Annotated in this window: 15 protein-coding genes; 2 read left to right on the top strand and 13 right to left on the bottom strand. The window is 63.6% G+C overall.

Annotation, left to right across the window (positions count from 1 at the left end):
* Positions 1–62 precede the first annotated feature (62 nt).
* The 4 genes from IGS60_RS09360 to IGS60_RS09345 form a co-directional block, all read right to left on the bottom strand.
* Complete coding sequence (locus IGS60_RS09360; RefSeq protein WP_070224601.1) at positions 63–1,232, bottom strand: patatin-like phospholipase family protein; 1,170 nt, start codon at positions 1,230–1,232, stop codon at positions 63–65.
* Between the two features lie 41 nt (positions 1,233–1,273).
* On the bottom strand, positions 1,274–3,049 hold the full coding sequence (ggt, locus tag IGS60_RS09355) for a gamma-glutamyltransferase (protein ID WP_230503955.1): 1,776 nt from the start codon (positions 3,047–3,049) through the stop codon (positions 1,274–1,276).
* 84 nt (positions 3,050–3,133) lie between these two features.
* Positions 3,134–3,892 carry a 3-hydroxyacyl-CoA dehydrogenase gene (locus IGS60_RS09350; protein ID WP_070224603.1) on the bottom strand — a complete coding sequence of 253 codons (759 nt, stop codon included), beginning with the start codon at positions 3,890–3,892 and terminating at the stop codon, positions 3,134–3,136.
* A gap of 149 nt (positions 3,893–4,041) precedes the next feature.
* Positions 4,042–4,464, bottom strand: a complete 423-nt coding sequence (locus IGS60_RS09345; protein ID WP_230503953.1) for a hypothetical protein — start codon at positions 4,462–4,464, stop codon at positions 4,042–4,044.
* A 279-nt stretch (positions 4,465–4,743) separates the two neighbouring features.
* Between IGS60_RS09345 and IGS60_RS09340 the strand changes: the two genes are divergently transcribed.
* A complete protein-coding gene (locus IGS60_RS09340) occupies positions 4,744–6,801 on the top strand; it encodes a TonB-dependent receptor (RefSeq protein ID WP_230503951.1) in 2,058 nt (685 codons plus the stop codon).
* Here IGS60_RS09340 and IGS60_RS09335 read toward each other — a convergent pair.
* The 9 genes from IGS60_RS09335 to IGS60_RS09295 all read right to left on the bottom strand — a co-directional run bounded on the left by IGS60_RS09335 (position 6,798) and on the right by IGS60_RS09295 (position 14,239).
* Positions 6,798–7,298, bottom strand: coding sequence for a glycine zipper family protein (locus tag IGS60_RS09335; protein WP_230503949.1), 501 nt, complete (start codon positions 7,296–7,298; stop codon positions 6,798–6,800). The two genes, IGS60_RS09340 and IGS60_RS09335, sit on opposite strands and share 4 nt — an antisense overlap.
* 13 nt (positions 7,299–7,311) lie before the next feature.
* Positions 7,312–7,698: a hypothetical protein gene (locus IGS60_RS09330; protein WP_070224609.1), complete on the bottom strand. Its 387-nt coding sequence runs from the start codon at positions 7,696–7,698 to the stop codon at positions 7,312–7,314.
* A gap of 200 nt (positions 7,699–7,898) precedes the next feature.
* Positions 7,899–10,022: a sodium-translocating pyrophosphatase gene (locus IGS60_RS09325; RefSeq protein ID WP_070224610.1), complete on the bottom strand. Its 2,124-nt coding sequence runs from the start codon at positions 10,020–10,022 to the stop codon at positions 7,899–7,901.
* 194 nt (positions 10,023–10,216) lie between these two features.
* Positions 10,217–10,873 (bottom strand): adenylate kinase, encoded by a 657-nt coding sequence (gene adk, locus IGS60_RS09320; RefSeq protein ID WP_070224611.1) that lies wholly within the window; start codon positions 10,871–10,873, stop codon positions 10,217–10,219.
* Positions 10,874–11,148: 275 nt separating this feature from the next.
* Positions 11,149–11,907 (bottom strand): 3-deoxy-manno-octulosonate cytidylyltransferase, encoded by a 759-nt coding sequence (gene kdsB / locus IGS60_RS09315; protein ID WP_230503948.1) that lies wholly within the window; start codon positions 11,905–11,907, stop codon positions 11,149–11,151.
* A gap of 2 nt (positions 11,908–11,909) precedes the next feature.
* Complete coding sequence (locus IGS60_RS09310; RefSeq protein WP_010395789.1) at positions 11,910–12,086, bottom strand: Trm112 family protein; 177 nt, start codon at positions 12,084–12,086, stop codon at positions 11,910–11,912.
* Positions 12,067–13,122, bottom strand: coding sequence for a tetraacyldisaccharide 4'-kinase (lpxK, locus tag IGS60_RS09305; protein ID WP_230503946.1), 1,056 nt, complete (start codon positions 13,120–13,122; stop codon positions 12,067–12,069). Before lpxK ends, IGS60_RS09310 begins: the two co-directional genes overlap by 20 nt.
* Positions 13,123–13,196: 74 nt before the next feature.
* A complete protein-coding gene (locus IGS60_RS09300; RefSeq protein WP_230503944.1) occupies positions 13,197–13,637 on the bottom strand; it encodes a biopolymer transporter ExbD in 441 nt (146 codons plus the stop codon).
* Complete coding sequence (locus IGS60_RS09295) at positions 13,634–14,239, bottom strand: MotA/TolQ/ExbB proton channel family protein (protein ID WP_070224614.1); 606 nt, start codon at positions 14,237–14,239, stop codon at positions 13,634–13,636. Before IGS60_RS09295 ends, IGS60_RS09300 begins: the two co-directional genes overlap by 4 nt.
* A gap of 880 nt (positions 14,240–15,119) precedes the next feature.
* Here IGS60_RS09295 and IGS60_RS28330 point away from each other — a divergent pair.
* Positions 15,120–15,251 carry a hypothetical protein gene (locus IGS60_RS28330; protein WP_268993996.1) on the top strand — a complete coding sequence of 44 codons (132 nt, stop codon included), beginning with the start codon at positions 15,120–15,122 and terminating at the stop codon, positions 15,249–15,251.
* Positions 15,252–15,259 lie beyond the last annotated feature (8 nt).

Raw genomic sequence — 15,259 nt, 5'->3', positions numbered from 1 at the left:
AGCACAATCGTCCTGTCAAAAAAAAAAAGCGCGAAACTCCGGCAACTGTTCCGGGGGCCGTCTCAAGAACCAAAAAACGCCAGTACATCGTCCTTGCGGGCCTGCGTATCGCGCTGTCCAAGACGGATCAGCTCGTTAGTATACGTCGATTCGAACAATAAATACGATGCCAGCGCCGCGCCGCGCGCTTCGGCCGCGCCGATGCCCGACAACATGGTGCGGATGGGACGCGGCAAACTGCCGATATGCCGGCTGGCGATGGCGTCGAGCCGCTCGGACGGCGCGATGACCAGCAATTCCACCGGCCGCAAGGCCGTCTTGCCCAGCAGCTCGGGCGGCAGCATCGACAGGGTCAGGTTGATGCGGTTCAGACGCTCGATGTCGACGGCCAGGCCATCGAGGAAGATCGACGACAGCGCGTGGCCGGCGATCTGCGCCAGGCTCGGGTAGCGCGCCGCTTCCGACGCGGCCGGTGCCGGTTCCGTCATGCGCCCCGCGCCCACCACCAGCACTTTGTTCGCGCCCAGGTGGATGGCCGGCGAGATCGGCGCCAGCTGGCGCATGGAACCGTCGCCGCAGTATTCGCGCTGGCCGCCCACGTACAGGGGCACGGCGGGGAAGATAAAAGGGATGGCGGCCGAGGCGAGCAAGTGTTCCACGCCGATCTGGTCGGGCAAGGCCAGGCGCTGCGTGCGCACCCATGGCGCGATATCGCCGGCCGTCTGATAAAACGTCATGTGGCGGCTGCCCGAATACGACGACGCCGTCACGGCCAGCGCATGCAGCAAGCCGTCGGCCAGGGCCGCGTCCAGGCGCGGCAGGTCGAGCATGCGGTGCAGCAGGCTGACCAGCGGGGTATTGTCGAGCAGGGAATTGGGCGGCGACGCATGCCACTGGCGCAGCAGCCAGCCGAACGACAGCAAGGACAACCAGCGCGCGCCCGAGCGGATCACGCCCAGCGAATCGGCCCGATACACTTGCTCGACTTCGATGTGCTGCCACACGTCGAGCAGCTTTTGCACGCCTTCGCCGAAGTTATCGGCGCGGCAAGCCAGCGCCGTGGCGTTGATGGCGCCGGCCGAGGTGCCGCAGATGATGTCGAACGGGTTGCGCGCCGGCGCCCAACCCGCTTCCCACAGAATCGCCGAAATCGCCTGCAGCACGCCCACCTGGTAGGCGGCACGGGCGCCCCCTCCCGTGAGTATCAAGCCTGTTTTATTTTGCATTCCCATGCCGGCAGATTAGCAGGGTCTTGATACTTTGTGGAAAAGTTTCAATCTCCCTTGACCATGCCTTCACGACGCGGATCGGCGCCGCCAAACCAGAAATCCTTGCCATGCGCGTTCAGCCGCATGATGCCCTGCAGGCCGGAATTCTGCTCGATGACGCGCACCTCGTGGCCCATCGCCTGCAGCGCCTCGACTTGCACGGCCGGCGCGCGGCCCTTTTCCAGTTCCGTCGGACCGTTGCGGCTGCCGAAGTTGGGCAGGCTGATCGCCTGCTGCACGTTCAAGCCCCAGTCCATGGTGCCGACCAGGACCTTGGCCACATAATTGATGATGGACGAACCGCCCGGGGAACCTGTGGCCAGCACCAGCTTGTGCGTGCCCTTCTCGAACACGAGGGTGGGCGACATGGCGCTGCGCGGACGCTTGCCCGCTTCGACCCGGTTGGCGATGGGACCGTCGGCATCGCGCGAATCGAACGAGAAATCCGTCAGCTGGTTGTTCAGCAAAAAGCCGTCGACCATCTGACGCGAGCCGAACGCGTCTTCCACACTGGTGGTCATCGACAAGCCGCCCCCAAAAGCGTCGACGGCCACCAGGTGCGAGGTCGACGGACGCTGCAAGGCGTTATCCATGCCCCACGCCACCTGCATGCCGGGCGGCGTGCCGGGCAAGGCTTTACCCATGGATTTGTCGCCGATCAGGGCGGCGCGCTGCGCCAGGTAGGCTTTGTCGAGCATCGAGGCGATGCCCTTGCCCGGCAGCGGCACGAAGTCCGTGTCGGCCACGTAGCGGTTGCGGTCCGCGTAGGCCAGGCGCCCCGCTTCCGAAAACAGGTGGATCGCCTGCGCATCGAGCACGCCGTCGACGGGCGCATACGGGCGGATGTCCTTCACTTCCAGCATGCCCAGCATCTGCGCGATGGCGATGCCGCCCGACGATGGCGGCGGCATGCCGCATACGGTCCAGGCCTTGTAATCGCTGCAGACGGGCTCGCGCACCTTGGCGCGGTAGCCGGCGATATCCTGCGCCGTCAGCTTGCCCGGGTTGCTCGGGTGCGACGCCACCTTGGCGGCGATGTCGCGCGCGATGCGGCCGTTGTAAAAGGCGTCGGCGCCGCCGCGGGCGATTTCGCGCAGGGTGCGCGCCAGCTGCGGGTTCTTCAGCACGTGGCCGACGGGCCAGGCCTTGCCCTCGCCGTCATAGAAATACGCGGCGGCGACGGGGTCGCGCTTCAGGGCCTGGTCCCAGTTCAGCAAGCCGTTGAGGCGCTGGCTGACGGGAAATCCGCCGTGCGCCAGCTTGATGGCGGGGCCAAACAGGGTCGCCCACGGCAGCTTGCCATGCTCCTTGTGTGCCAGCTCCAGCATGCGCAGCACGCCCGGCGCGCCCACGGAACGCCCGCCCACCACGCCCGTGGCGCGCGAGACGGGGCTGCCGTCCGCATTCTGGAACAGGTGTTCGTCCGCCGCGGCCGGCGCCGTTTCGCGCCCGTCGAACGCCTGCACGCCCTTGGCCGTGGAGTACAGCAAAAAGGCGCCGCCGCCGATGCCCGACGATTGCGGCTCGACCAGGGTGAGCACCAGCTGCGTGGCGATGGCCGCGTCGATGGCGCTGCCGCCTTTTTTGAGCATCTGGTAGCCGGCATCAGCGGCCAGCGGATTGGCGGCGGCGACCATGAATTTCTGCGCCGCCCAGCCCGACTTTTCCGCATACGCGGTGGCGATTTCCGGCGCCTTTTGCGGCACTTCGGCAAATACGGGACTGGCGGCCAGCGCCCCCAGCAAGGTCAGGCTCAGCGCCAGCGGCTTCAATGCGATCATGGATTCTCCGATAAAAAAAGGGCGCACAGCCAGGCAAGGCTGTACGCCCCATACGGGGGTATCCTACATCAAATCACGCCACGCTTATTTGGGCTGCATGCGGATGGCACCATCGAGACGGATGGTTTCGCCATTGAGCATGACGTTTTCCACGATGGCCTTTACCAGTTGCGCGTATTCGCCGGGCTTGCCCAGGCGCGAAGGGAACGGCACCATCTTGCCCAGCGCATCCTGCACTTCGGCCGGCATGCCCAGCAGCATCGGCGTCTCGAAGATGCCGGGCGCCACCGTCATCACGCGGATGCCGTTGCGCGACAGGTCGCGCGCCATCGGCAGGGTCAGTCCCACCACGGCCGCCTTCGACGAGGCGTAGGCCGCCTGGCCGATCTGGCCATCGTAGGCCGCCACGGAAGCCGTGTTGATGATGATGCCGCGCTCGCCTTCCGCCGTCGCGTCCTGTTTCGCCATGGCGTCGGCCGCCAGGCGGCACATATTGAAGGTGCCCACCAGGTTGATGTTGACGACTTTCTGGAACAGGGCCAGCGGATGCGGGCCATCCTTGCCCACGGTTTTCACGGCCGGCGCCACGCCGGCGCAGTTGACCAGGCCGCGCAAAGTACCGAGCTTGGTGGCCGCAGCCACCACGGCCAGGCCGTCCTCTTCCGACGTCACGTCGCATTGCACGAACACGCCGTTCAGTTCAGCGGCCAGCGCCTGGCCCGCCTCCGTCTGCACATCGGCCAGCACGACCTTGCCGCCTGCTGCCGTCAGCATGCGCGCCGTGGCCGCGCCCAAACCCGATGCGCCGCCCGTGATGATGAATACATTGTCCTGAATCTGCATGAAAACTCCTGAGTGATAAGGGCCGTGTTCCCGGCGCCTGATGGTTGCATGGTGCCATAGTTACGTTTACGTAAACGTAATGTCGGCGACAATTGTAGCCATTTTTGAGCGCACCGAGCGAAAACTTGCAGCGCCAGCGTATGGCCGGCTTAAAAACACTGGATGAAAGCGCCGTTGCGGTGGCAGATGCGCCCGTTCGCATCGAGCGTGGCGTTGCCCGCGCCGTTATAGCGCGCGCCGGCAGCGTCGCGGCAACCGCCCGTGTCGCATGAACCGATGGGCTGCGGCGCGCGCGGCATGGGCGCGGCCGGGCTGGGCGGCAGCGGCGCCATGGGCACGACCGGTGGCGCTGGCTGGGCCGGCATGCGGCCGATCACCTGCGCCACGGAACGGCGCGGCTGCACGGGCGGCGCCGGGCGGCACGGTTCCACCGAGAGCTTGCCGCTGTCGCGCGGGTCGAGCTGGCACACGGGCAGTTGATCGGACGCAGCAGGTTCCTGCGCCCAGGCATCGCCGCCAGCGAGCAGCAGGGCGCCGGCCAGCGCCAGCATGGTTTTTGTCATCGTCTTCATGCCCCCTCCCCAAGCATCGATCATACCGCTTTCATTATTGGCACACACGGCGCCAGATGCCAGCGCGAGTAACACGCACACGCTGGCAGCCACCATGTCCAGGCTGCAACGGTGTTTTATTTCCTTTCAGCACTTTCCTTCTTGCCAGGATGGCATTACAATAAGAACGATTCTTATTCTCATTCACGGAATAGGAGCGCAGTTTATTGCATTTTCAATCATTCATACCCGAGCCACCCGGAAGGCAGCCAGGAAAAAACAACATCCGGAAAGTTCACCATGACCAAGCGCAGTCCCGCCTTCATTCATCCTGTTACGCCCGCCCGCCCCATCCATTGCGCCACTCTGCTTCTGCCCTGCCTGCTCTACTTGGCCGTCAGCAGCGCCTGGGCCGAAGGCAATGCGGCCGCCGATCCCACCATGAACACGGTGGTCGTCACGGCATCAGGCACGGCCATCGACATCAAGGATGCGCCGGCCAGCATCAGCGTCATCACGCGCGAGGAAATCGAACGCCAGCCCGTGTATGACTTGAATACCTTGCTGCGCCGCATCCCCGGCGTGACGGGCGGCACCAGCCCCGTGGGCGAAGAGTCGAAGATCAAGCTGCGCGGCCTGCCAGACAAATACACCTTGATCCTCGTCGACGGCAAGCGCGTCGGCAGCTCGGCCGACACAGCCTACCGTCCCGACCTGGGCCGCCAGGACTTGAACTGGATCTCGCCCGACATGATCGAGCGCATCGAAGTGGTGCGCGGCCCCATGTCGTCGCTGTACGGCTCGGACGCCATGGGCGGCGTGATCAACGTCATCACGCGCAAGGTGCCGGGCAAATGGAACGGTTCGGCCACGGCCAACTACACGCAGCCGCAGGACAGCGGCCGCGGCACGGCGCACCAGTTGGGCGTGAACCTGGCCGGCCCCTTGTCGGACACGGTGGGCATGCGCCTGGGCGTGGGCCAGACGCGCCAGAATCCCGATGAAAAAGCGATCGGCAAATCGGGCGGCATCGGCGGCGAACGCAACCAGACTGTCTCGGGCCAGCTGAACTGGGCGCTGGACAAGAAGCAGAACCTGTCGCTGGACGCCAGCTACGGCAAGCAGCAATCGACGGATTCGACCACGCTCGACGCGGACGGCTACCCGCTGTTCGGCGCCTGGGGCGCGAGCAAACTGATACGCAAGAGCGCCAGCATCGGCTATGAAGGCCGCTGGGACTTCGGCAAGGCCGTGGTCAACCTGTACCACAACGATTTCGACAACGAAGTCGTCGGCACGGTGGCCAAATCCAAGGACAGCACGCTGGACGCCAGCCTGGAAAAACGGGTCGGCTGGGGCGGCATCGAGCAAATGCTGGTGATGGGCGGCCAGTGGAAGCACCAGGAATTGACGAACACGGACACCATCGGCACCGTGCCCACCGATTACCTGGGCAACCCCGTGAGCGGCGCCACCCTGTCCGGCACCACCTCGGCCCTGTTTGCGGAAGATCAGCTGTTCCTGCGCGACAACCTGACGGCCACGGCCGGCCTGCGTCTCGATCACCACAGCAAGTTCGGCAACCACTACAGCCCGCGCCTCTACCTCGTGTACCACCCGGCCCCCGCCTGGACCATCAAGGGCGGCATCTCGCAAGGCTTCCGCGCCCCCAGCCTGAAGGAAAACTCGCCGGCGGCGGCCACGCAGTCGGGCGGACGCGGTTGCGGCAGCCTCAAACCGCTCGGCTACATCACGGGCGGCTGCTACATGGCCGGCAATGCGGACTTGAAGCCGGAAACGAGCACGGCCGGCGAGATCGGCGTGGCGTGGGAACAGAATGGCTGGGACGTGGGCCTGACGTACTTCCACACGGATTTCAAGAACAAGATCGACTACGCGCCGCTGGGTTTTTACCAGAAGCAGTGGTGGACCAAAATGACGAATATCCAGAAAGCGCGCACCAGCGGCCTGGAAGCGACGGCGAATATCCCGCTGACGAAAAACCTGAACTGGCGTAACAACGTGACCTACATGGCCGAGGCGAAAAACCTGACCACGGGCGCCAACCTGCTGTCGACGCCGAAGCTGTCGTGGTATTCGGCGCTGGGCTGGCAAGTCAACGACCAGCTGTTCGGCGAAGTGTCGGCCCAGTACACGGGCAAGGAACTCGACGCGGGCAAGCTGGCCGACAAGGCCTACACCATCGTCGACACCGTCGTGTCGTACAAGGTCACGCCCCAGTGGACGGTGCGCGGCGGCGTGCAGAACCTGTTCAAGAAGGGACCGATGGCCGATGGTCTGGTCGACTACTACGTGCCGGGACGCCGCATGTTCGTCGGCCTGACCTCACGGTTCTAATAACGGGGCGGCGGCGTATCGGGCGGCGGCGTGGCGGCATTCGCCGGCACGCTGCTCAGCATCTGCCCGGCGACGGGCACCTTGTGGCCGCTCGCATACATGCATTGCTGGTAGGCGTAGTCATAGCGGCGCTGCATGCCATACGCGGAATTGTCCGCCGCGCCCGTGCCTGCCAGCGCGCCGAACAGCAAGCCCGTGCCCGCGCCCACGCCGGCGCCATGGCCGCCATCGATGGCGGCACCGGCCGCCGCACCGAGCACCGTACCCAGCGCCGCGCTGCGCAGGCCGCTGTCGACGCTGGTCTGCTGCGCCGAACTGCCGCCCAACTGGCCTTGCGCATAGCCGCGGCACTGCAGATCGTCGCTGCGGAATTGTTCGAAACTCTTGCCCGTGCCGGGCAAGACCATGGCCGACGGCCCTTCCGGCATCACCGTGCAGGCAGCCAGCAGCAGCGGCGCCAGCAGGCCGGCACGCCCCATTAACGCTCTCGTATTCATGTTGACCTCCCCGTCAGCGCACGCTGGTCGGCAGCACGGCACGCCATGCCGTACTACAATTTTTCACGTAGGGATAATAGCCCTGCGGCCGCGCGCAGTAATACCACATCTGCGCCGTCGGCTCGCCGCCCTGCTCAATGTACACGGGTGCCGGCTGCACCACCACCGTGCGCCCATACGGATAGGGATAGCCATACCACGGGTCGCCATACCACCCCGGCCCATAGCCATACCACAAGGGCGCTCCCACCCAGACGCCCACGTGCGAATGGCCATGAAAGTGGCCGTGATGGCCGTGGAAACCGCCGTGCCGGCCCGGCTCCGCCTGGGCCAACCCGGCAACACCGCCCAATATCAGCAACGCCAGCAGCGCGCCGCCCTTTCTGTTGATGCTGTCCATGACTTCCTCCCGCCTTCCCTGCCAGACTGTGAAGCTCACCTTTTCACTCCATTATTGGCAAGGGGCCGGCACAAGCAAAGGCGCCGTAACAATTGCTCACTTTTGATACGCCGAGGATATGGAGTGCAGGAAAGTTTCACCTGCAGAAAATGCAAACAGCCCCGCGGCGCGGGCCACGGGGCTGCATGGAGTGGCGCGGTCTATTGCGCCGGCAAGCTTTGCACGGGTGTCGCCGGCGCCAGGATGGGCGGCACGGGCGCGTGGACAGGTGCCGGCGCCTTGACGGCCAGCCAGCCCGTGGCCGGCAGCAGCGGCACCAGCAGCAGGGCCACGATATTGATGATCTTGATCAAGGGATTGACGGCCGGTCCCGCCGTATCCTTGTACGGGTCGCCCACCGTGTCGCCCGTAACGGCTGCCTTGTGCGCGTCGGAACCCTTGCCGCCGAAATGGCCATCCTCGATGTATTTCTTGGCGTTGTCCCAGGCGCCGCCGCCCGTGGTCATGGAGATGGCCACGAACAGGCCCGTCACAATCGTTCCCATCAGGAGGCCGCCCAGCGCCGCCGGCCCCAGCAGCATGCCGACGACGATGGGCACCACGACGGGCAGCAAGGAGGGCACGATCATTTCGCGGATGGCCGACGCCGTCAGCATGTCGACGGCCTTGTCGTATTCGGGCCGCGCCGTGCCTTCCATGATGCCCTTGATGTCGCGGAACTGCCGGCGCACCTCGACCACCACGGCGCCCGCCGCGCGGCCCACGGCTTCCATCGCCATGGCGCCGAACAGGTACGGTATCAGGCCGCCGATGAACAGGCCGACGATCACCATGGGGTTCGACAAGTCGAAGGTGATGTGCTGGCCCACGGATTCGAGCGCATGCGTGTAGTCGGCGAACAGCACCAGCGCAGCCAGACCCGCCGAGCCGATGGCGTAGCCCTTGGTAACGGCCTTGGTCGTATTGCCGACGGCATCGAGCGGATCGGTGATGGCGCGCACGGAGTCGGGCAGGCCCGACATTTCCGCGATGCCGCCCGCGTTATCGGTGATGGGGCCATACGCGTCGAGCGCGACGATGATGCCCGCCATCGACAGCATCGAGGTGGCCGCGATGGCGATGCCGTACAGGCCCGCCAGCTGGTACGACACGAGGATGGCGACGCAGACGGCCAGCACCGGGTAGGCGGTGGACTTCATCGACACGCCCAGGCCGGCGATGATGTTCGTTCCGTGGCCCGTCGTCGACGCTTCGGCGATGTGGCGCACGGGCTTGAAGTCCGTGCCCGTGTAGTACTCGGTGATGTAGACCATCAGGCCCGTGAGGACGATGCCGACGACGGTGGCGCCCAGCATCTTGTAGCGCATGGCGTCGTCGGGCCACAGCAGCCACGTGACCACGGCAAAGCCCACCAGCGACAGGCCCGCCGCCCACCACAGACCCGTGTACAGGGCCGACATGATCTTCTTCCCGGGTGCCGTCTTGACCATCGAGCAGCCGACGATGGAGGCGAGGATGGAAACGGCGCCCAGCAGCAGCGGATATAGGATGGCCGTGCTGCTGGCCTCGGCCATCAGCAGCGCGCCCAGCAGCATGGTGGCGATCAGGGTCACGACATAGGTTTCGAACAGGTCGGCCGCCATGCCGGCGCAGTCGCCCACGTTGTCGCCCACGTTGTCGGCGATGACGGCAGGGTTGCGCGGATCGTCCTCGGGTATGCCCGCCTCCACCTTGCCCACCAGGTCCGCGCCCACGTCGGCGCCCTTGGTGAAAATGCCGCCGCCCAGCCGCGCGAAGATGGAAATGAGCGAGGCGCCAAAGGCCAGGCCGATCAAGGGCTTGATCAGGTCATGCTGGGTCAGGCCTGGCGCGCCCGTCGTCACCAGCAGCCAGTAGAACAGGGTCACGCCCAGCAAGCCCAGACCGACGACCAGCATGCCGGTGATCGCGCCGCCCTTGAAGGCCACGTTCAGCGCCTGGTTGATGCCCAGGGTGGCCGCCTGCGCCGTGCGCACATTGGCCCGCACCGAGACATTCATGCCGATGAAGCCGCAGGCGCCCGACAGCACGGCGCCGATCAGAAAGCCCAGCGCCGTGTGCAGGCCGAGCAGCACATAGATGGCGATCAGCAGCGCCACGCCGACGATGGCGATGGTGCGGTACTGGCGCGCCAGATAGGCGGCCGCGCCCTGCTGGATGGCCAGCGCGATTTCCTGCATGCGCGCGTTGCCGGGATCCTGGCGCAGGATCCAGCTGCGCGACACCAAACCATAGATGACTGCGACCACGCCGCAGGCTACCGCAAACCACAAACTGGCTGCCATATCGTCCCCTTCTGTTTTTATCCGACGTCATTGCCGACAGCTGCAGACCGCACCGGGTAGGCACGCGCAGCCAGGAAAACACGACCTGCAAAAAACTTCAACTACGAAAACGTAAGACATACAGCCATGCTTGCAGTCTGCCTGAAAAGCGGGCACAAAAAAAGCGGACACTGAGGTCCGCTTTTCAATACTGCTTATTCCGCCAGGGCGGCAAATGCGCTGTCGCGGATTTGCTCGACCGGACCGACGCCGGCGATGCGGCGGTATTTCGGCGCGCCCGGCAGGCCGGATTTGGCCCAGTCGTTGTAGTAACCGAGCAAGACCTTGGTCTGGTTGTGGTACACGTCCAGGCGCTTCTTGACCGTTTCCGCCTTGTCGTCGTCGCGCTGGATCAGCGGCTCGCCCGTGATGTCGTCGACGCCGTCGACCTTGGGCGGATTGAATTTGACGTGGTAGACGCGGCCCGAACCCGGGTGGCTGCGGCGGCCGTCCATGCGCTCGATGATCGACTCATCGGGCACGTCGATTTCCAGCACGTAGTCGACATTGATGCCGGCATCCTTCATGGCGTCCGCTTGCGCGATGGTGCGCGGGAAGCCGTCGAACAGATAGCCATTGGCGCAATCGGCTTCCTGCAGGCGGTTCTTGACGAGACCGATCATGATGTCGTCCGACACGAGGCCGCCCGCATCCATGACTTTTTTGGCTGCCAGGCCCAGTTCGGTGCCTTCCTTGATCGCCGCGCGCAGCATGTCGCCCGTGGAGATTTGTGGAATATTGTATTTTTCTTTGATGAAGTTAGCTTGGGTGCCCTTGCCGGCACCGGGTGCTCCTAAAAGTATCAGACGCATTGAAAAGTTCCTAAAAAACAGATTTTGGATGGTGGTATGTGTAATTATTTTTAGATGATGTTGCTATGGCTATCTTTCCCTACGAAACTTACCACAAAAAATCCCTGGAACGCCAGTTTGCTGTCGAATTGCTATGCCCTGATTGATCAAAGCCAGCAATTAGCGAAGCAGGCGTTTCAAAATGTGGTTTTTTGTGGCAGGCCCCGCATAAAGTTTTTCTCGCGCACGCACGGCGCCTGAAATACGTTCAGGGCAAGGCAGCCATGGACGTTTTCTCAGGTGGCGTGGCGGTAGTGCGCCTGCACGCGTTCCAGATCTTCCGGCGTGTCCACGCCGGCGGCCGGGGCCGAGTCCGTGACGTGCACGGCGATGGCGTAACCGTGCCACAGCACGCGCAACTGCTCCAGCGCCTCGATCGCTTCCAGCGGCGACGCGGAGAGCGTGGGATACGTTTGCAAAAATGCATTGCTGTACGCATACAGGCCGATATGACGCAGCGGCACGTAGCCGGCCGGCAAGCTGTCTTTCGACTGCGCGAAGCCGTCGCGGTGCCAGGGGATGGTGGCGCGCGAAAAATACAAGGCGCGGTTTGCCTTGTCCAGTACCACCTTGACGACATTCGGATTGAAGGCCTCAAGCACGTCGTGCAGCGGATGGGCGCACGTGGCCATGGGGACGGCGGCGCTGATCTGCGCCGCGCAGGCGGCCAGCAGGGCCGGATCGATCAGCGGTTCATCGCCCTGCAGGTTGACGACGACGGCGTCCGGCGGCAGCGCGAGCGTACGCGCCACTTCGGCGATGCGGTCCGTGCCCGACGGATGGTCGGCAAGCGTCATGCACACTTCCACGCCGTGCGCGGCGCAGGCGTCGCGGATCGATGCATGGTCGGTGGCGACGATAACGCGCGCGGCGCCAGACAAGGCTGCCTGCTCGGCCACGCGCACCACCATGGGCTTGCCGCCCAGGTCGGCCAGCGGCTTGCCCGGCAGGCGGGTCGAAGCCAGGCGGGCCGGGATGATGACGATGAACGCCATCGTTATTCCACTGCGTCTTGCAGGGTGCGCGCTTCGTCCGCCCACATGATGGGGATGCCATCGCGGATAGGATAGGCGAGGCGGTCGGCGCGGCAAATCAGTTCCTGCGCCTTCTTATCGTGTTCAAGCGGACCCTTGCAAACAGGGCAGACCAGGATATCAAGCAGTCGAGCGTCCACGACATTTCTCCACAATTTGTTGGGCCAGCGCGCTATCGATGCGCGCACTGACGGGGACGACCCACAGTCTCGGGTCATCTTTGAGATATTCAATTTGCGCACATTTTACTGCATCCTTCTCGGTGATCAAGATCACATCCGTGTCGAGTGCCGCAAATGGCTGGTCGAGAAAGTCGTGATGATCAGGCAGGGGCAGCTCGGCAAAACGCAATCCGGCGCCGCGCAGCATGCTGAAAAAGCGCTGCGGATTGCCGATGCCGGCCGCCGCCACGATGCGCCGGCCGCCGGCCGCCAGGGTTTCCAGCGGCATGCGTTCGCTGCGGTCCGTCAAGCGCTCAGCCACGCCGCCATCGAGCCGCATCTGAACCACCAGCCCGCCCTTGGGCGCGACCTGGTCCACCAGCGCCGGCGCCAGCTCGGGCGCATTGATCACCGTCACGTCACGCCGGCGGCGCGGCGATTCGCGCAAGGGGCCGGCCGGCAGCAGCCAGCCATTGCCCGCGCCGCGGCCGTCGAACAGCACGATTTCCACGTCGCGCCGCAAGGCGTAATGCTGCAAGCCGTCGTCCGTGACGAGCACGTCGACGTCCGGGTGCGCGGCCAGCAGCGCCCTGCCCGCTTGCGCGCGGTCGCGCCCCACCATCACGGGGCAGCCGCCGCGCTGGAAGATCAGCAGCGGTTCGTCGCCCACCTGCTGCGGCGTGGAAGCAGCCGTGACGGCGCGCGGCGAACGGTCGGCGCTGCCATGGCCGCGCGAAATGACGCCCGGGCGCATGCCCGCGTCGCGCAAGGCTTGCACCAGCCAGATCGTCAGCGGCGTCTTGCCCGTGCCGCCGATAAAAATATTGCCGACGACGACGACGGGCACGGGCAGGCGCGCCGATTGCAGGATGTTGGCGCGGTACAAAACGCGCCGCACGGCGCTCAGGGCGCCGAACAGCAGGGAAACGGGCCACAGCGCGCACGCCAGCGGACCGCGCGTCAGCCAGGCGCGGGTCAATGTGGTTTCAAGCTTGGCGGGGGAGGATGTGGGCATGCGGTGAGGAGTAAAGGGCTGGGGTCTGACCCGGCGGGTCAGACCCCAATTATGTTACCGGTAACGGTGGGAATTTACTTGCCGCCCGCCTGCGCCGCAAACGTCAGCTTTTCATAGCCGGCCAGTCGCGCCGCTTCCATCACGTGGATGACCATCTGGTGCATGGCGAACTGGTCGGCGTTGACCACCACCACGGGGGTCTGCGCGGGCGCCTTGCCGCCGTTGGCCGCCTTGGCCGCGTTTTGCAGGGCGTCGGCCAGGCCGGCCACGTCGCGGAACGATATGGGTTCGCGGTTGACCGTGTAATTGCCCTTGGCATCGACGGTGACGTCGATCTGCTGCGGCTTGTCCTTGGCCTGCTCGGCGTCGGCCGTCGGCAAGGTGATCTGCAGCTCCGTAAACTTGCTGTAGGTGGTGCTGACCATCAGGAAGATCAGGATCACCAGCAGCACGTCGATGAACGGGATCAGGTTGATTTCGGGGTCTTCACGCCCCTTGCCTTTGCGGAAGTTCATTTGCGGCCACTGTGGACGATGTCGACGAACTTGACGGCTTGCTGCTCCATGTCAATGACGAAGCTGTCGACGAGGGCGCGGAAATGGCGGTAGAAGACGAGGGTCGGCATGGCGATGGCCAGACCGAAGCCCGTGTTATACAGGGCCACCGAGATACCGTGGGCCAGCTGGGCAGGATTCGAGCCGCTGGCGTTTTGCGAACCGAAGATTTCGATCATGCCCACCACCGTGCCAAACAGCCCCATCAGCGGGGCCAGGGTGGCGATGGTGCCCAGGGTCGTCAGGAAACGTTCCAGCGTGTGGGCCACGCCGCTGCCGGCCTCCTCGATCGATTCCTTCATCACTTCGCGCGGCGCGTCGACGTTGCGCAGGGCGGCGGCCAGCACCACGCCCAGCGGCGAATTGTCTTCCAGCTTGGCCACCGTGTCCGGCGTGATCTTGCCGCTGCGATATACCTGCACCACTTCATCGAACAGCTTGCGGGGCAGGATCTTGGCGCGTCGCAAATACAGCAGGCGCTCGATGATCAGGGCCAGGGCGACGATGGAAGCGATCAACAACAGCCAGATGGGCCAGCCAGCGGCTTGAAATATAGCGAGCAAAAGAAACTCCTGGTAAAGGGAAGGCGATGAACCGCCCGGACAGCCTGTATTGTACCGAGCGCCGAAGACCGATGGCACGTGCGCGCAGGAATGGCGCAATGTAGCGCGTTGCCGCGCCGGCGGCAAGTGGCGCCTGCATGGTACTTGTTCACACGGCGCGGCGGGCCGGTGCTCCAGCGCACAGTTTTGCACACTTTGTGTGGATAAGATTGTGAGCAAGCATGAAGTCCAGAACATAAGCCCTTGATTTACATGGAAATTATCATGCTGCGCAAAATACAGGCATAGCAGCTTATCGACAGTAGTCAATGTCAATAAATTAATACTTGCAGAGTTCTGCACATTTACTGTGGACAAGATTGTGCGCAAAGCCGTGGAATTCAATTAAGCCATTGATTTTAAAGGAAATTAAATCAATGCATAAAAAAGTGGCAGACGGCGCGCAATCGGCGGCAAATGGGCCGTCAAAGTTCTGCACACATTCTGTGGACAAGATTGTGCGCAAGCGCAAAGATACGCGCTAAGTACATTGATTTATATCGTTTTTATTGCCGTGCATAAAAATGTAGCAAGGGCTGGAAAACACGGTTTTCAGCGTCACATTTCACTGCAAAAAGGCAGTCTTCCACGGCGAATGCAGTTTCACACATAAAGTGTGGATAAGATTGTGAGCAAGCCGATTGACTCCATGCAAGAGCATTGATTTTAAAGGAGTTTTTTTCGATGCTGAAAAATAAGGCAGCGCAAGCACCTGCTCGCGCCGTGGAAAACTCCCGGAAAAAGCGAAACGGTTTATGCGGTTTTGCACATATTCTGTGGATAAGATTGTGAGCAAGGCGCACGGTCGAACGCTAGGCCCTTGATCTATATGGCTATTTTTATGCTGCGTAAAATTCAGGCAAGCCATGCAATGGGCATTCCGGTGGATAAATCCGCTGCCGCGCGGGAGTTCTGCACATTTTTTGTGGATAAGATTGTGCGCAAGGCCATGCATGGCATACTAAGCGCTTGATTCCTATG

It is taken from the genome of Janthinobacterium sp. FW305-128 (assembly GCF_020858135.1).
In the GTDB taxonomy this organism is placed as follows: domain Bacteria; phylum Pseudomonadota; class Gammaproteobacteria; order Burkholderiales; family Burkholderiaceae_D; genus Janthinobacterium.
The sequence above is the reverse complement of the archived record's forward strand: the minus strand, read 5'-3'. Positions and strand labels throughout refer to the sequence as shown.

Coding starts and splice junctions, on each gene's coding strand:
- IGS60_RS09325 (WP_070224610.1), bottom strand. CDS start 10,022: ATGGCAGCCAGTTTGTGGTTTGCGGTAGCCTGCGGCGTGGTCGCAGTC.
- adk (WP_070224611.1), bottom strand. CDS start 10,873: ATGCGTCTGATACTTTTAGGAGCACCCGGTGCCGGCAAGGGCACCCAA.
- lpxK (WP_230503946.1), bottom strand. CDS start 13,122: ATGCCCACATCCTCCCCCGCCAAGCTTGAAACCACATTGACCCGCGCC.
- kdsB (WP_230503948.1), bottom strand. CDS start 11,907: ATGGCGTTCATCGTCATCATCCCGGCCCGCCTGGCTTCGACCCGCCTG.
- IGS60_RS09340 (WP_230503951.1), top strand. CDS start 4,744: ATGACCAAGCGCAGTCCCGCCTTCATTCATCCTGTTACGCCCGCCCGC.
- IGS60_RS28330 (WP_268993996.1), top strand. CDS start 15,120: ATGCTGCGTAAAATTCAGGCAAGCCATGCAATGGGCATTCCGGTGGAT.
- IGS60_RS09350 (WP_070224603.1), bottom strand. CDS start 3,892: ATGCAGATTCAGGACAATGTATTCATCATCACGGGCGGCGCATCGGGT.
- IGS60_RS09335 (WP_230503949.1), bottom strand. CDS start 7,298: ATGAATACGAGAGCGTTAATGGGGCGTGCCGGCCTGCTGGCGCCGCTG.
- IGS60_RS09330 (WP_070224609.1), bottom strand. CDS start 7,698: ATGGACAGCATCAACAGAAAGGGCGGCGCGCTGCTGGCGTTGCTGATA.
- IGS60_RS09345 (WP_230503953.1), bottom strand. CDS start 4,464: ATGAAGACGATGACAAAAACCATGCTGGCGCTGGCCGGCGCCCTGCTG.
- IGS60_RS09300 (WP_230503944.1), bottom strand. CDS start 13,637: ATGAACTTCCGCAAAGGCAAGGGGCGTGAAGACCCCGAAATCAACCTG.
- ggt (WP_230503955.1), bottom strand. CDS start 3,049: ATGATCGCATTGAAGCCGCTGGCGCTGAGCCTGACCTTGCTGGGGGCG.
- IGS60_RS09360 (WP_070224601.1), bottom strand. CDS start 1,232: ATGGGAATGCAAAATAAAACAGGCTTGATACTCACGGGAGGGGGCGCC.